The sequence below is a fragment of the Pelomonas sp. BJYL3 genome (genome assembly GCF_027257975.1).
GTDB classification, from domain to species: Bacteria; Pseudomonadota; Gammaproteobacteria; order Burkholderiales; family Burkholderiaceae_C; genus Roseateles_B; species Roseateles_B flavus.
On sequence record NZ_JANZKX010000026.1, the window covers coordinates 1 to 1,912 of the forward strand.

1 protein-coding gene is annotated in these 1,912 nt (G+C 68.8%); it reads left to right on the top strand.

All coding sequences use genetic code 11. The annotated features are described in order from the left end of the window. Positions 1-1,912: condensation domain-containing protein (locus O9Y01_RS23130; RefSeq protein ID WP_269634010.1), on the top strand; the 1,912-nt coding region annotated here is incomplete at both ends.

Sequence of the window (1,912 nt, forward strand, 5' to 3'; positions counted from 1 at the left end):
TGTGGGGCTGCAGGCACTGCCCAAGACGCCCAACGGCAAGCTGGACCGGCAGGCGCTGCCGGCACCGCAGGGCGGGCAGGAAGGGGTGGCGCGGGGCTACGAGGCGCCGCAGGGCGAGCTGGAGGCGCAGCTGGCGGCGATCTGGGCGGAGCTGCTCAAGGTCGAGCGCGTGGGGCGTCACGACAGCTTCTTCGAGCTGGGCGGGCACTCCCTGCTGGCTCTGGGCCTGGTGGAGCGCATGCGCCGGCAGGGCCTGCAGGTCGATGCCAGAACACTGCTGATCTCGCCCACGGTGGCCGAACTGGCCGCCGGCCTGACAAGACCCGCTGACCTGGCCGATGAGCAGCCCATGGCCGTGGTGGACCGCAGCGGTCCGCTTCCCTTGTCGCTGGCCCAGCAACGTCTGTGGTTCCTGACCCAGTTCGAGGACGCGAGCCGTGCCTACCACATCAGTGGTGCCATGCGTCTGCGTGGACTGCTGGATGTCGACGCGCTGCAGTGGGCGCTTCAAGGCGTCGTGGAACGCCATGAGTCCCTGCATACCTGTTTCACCCTGCGCCAGGGCGAGCCCGAGCAGGTCCTTAGGCCAGACCTGGCCTGCACGCTGGACTTCCGGGACCTGTCAACCCAAGCCCGGCGCGAAGCCCAGTGGGAGGCGCTCAGCCGCGTCCATTCGGAGCAGCCCTTCGATCTGTCACAGGAGCTGCCCCTGCGCGTGCTGCTGGTGAAGATGGGCGACGACGAGCACCTGCTGCAGGTCGTCATGCACCATATCGCCTCTGACGGCTGGTCCGTCGGCGTCCTCCTGGAAGAGGTCAGCCGCCTCTACGCTGCGCGACTGCAAGGCCTGCCTTCCCCGCTGCCGGCCTTGCCCGTCCAGTACCTCGACTTCGCCGCATGGCAGCGCCAATGGCTGCAAGGCGATCGCCGCCAGCAGCAGACCGCCTACTGGAAGCAGGCCCTGGCAGGGGCGCCGGCCCTTCTTGAACTCCCCGCCGATCATCCGCGGCCCCTGCTGCAGGATCATGCGGGTGCCGTTCGCCGGGTGCAGCTGGATGCCTCGCTGACGGCCTCGCTGCAGGCACTCAGCCGCCGGCATGGCGTCAGCCTCTACATGACGCTGCTGGCCAGCTGGGCCATGTTGCTGAGCCGCTTGAGCGGGCAGGACGATGTCGTGATCGGCAGCCCCATGGCGGGGCGTGACCGCCCCGAGGTGGAGGCCCTGATCGGCTTCTTCGTCAATACGCTGGCCCTGCGCCTGGACCTCTCTGGCGATCCCAGCGTGGCCCAGTTGCTGTCGCGCACCCGGGCGCAGGTGCAGGCGGCACAGCAGCACCAGGACCTGCCTTTCGAGCAGGTGGTCGAAGCGGTGCAGCCCCCGCGCAGCCTGGCGCACACGCCCCTGTTCCAGACCGTCTTCGCGTGGCAGAACACCCCGCAGGCCGAACTGGCGCTGCCTGGCCTGCAACTGGAGCGTCTCGAGCTGGAGCGTCGTACTGCCCAGTTCGACCTGACGCTGAGCCTCAGCGAGTCAGCTGACGGTATTGCAGGCGACATCGAGTTCGCCACAGCGCTTTTCGAAGCCTCGACGGTTGACCGCTATCTGGGCTACTGGACCTCCCTGCTGCAGGCCATGGCGGCCGATGACAGCCAGCCGGTGGCGCGCCTGCCCCTGATGGGCCCGGCCGAGCGCCGCCAGGTGCTGAACGACTGGAACGTGGTGCCGGCGCAGGCGCCGCTGACGCAGACGCTGCACGAGCTGTTCGAGGCGCAGGTCAGGCAGCGTTCGCAGGCGGTGGCCCTGGTGGATGGTGAACAGACGCTGAGCTACGGAGAGCTCAATGCTGAGGCCAACCGTCTGGCGCGCCATCTGGTGGGACTGGGCGTGAAGCCCGAAGACGGGGTGGCGCTG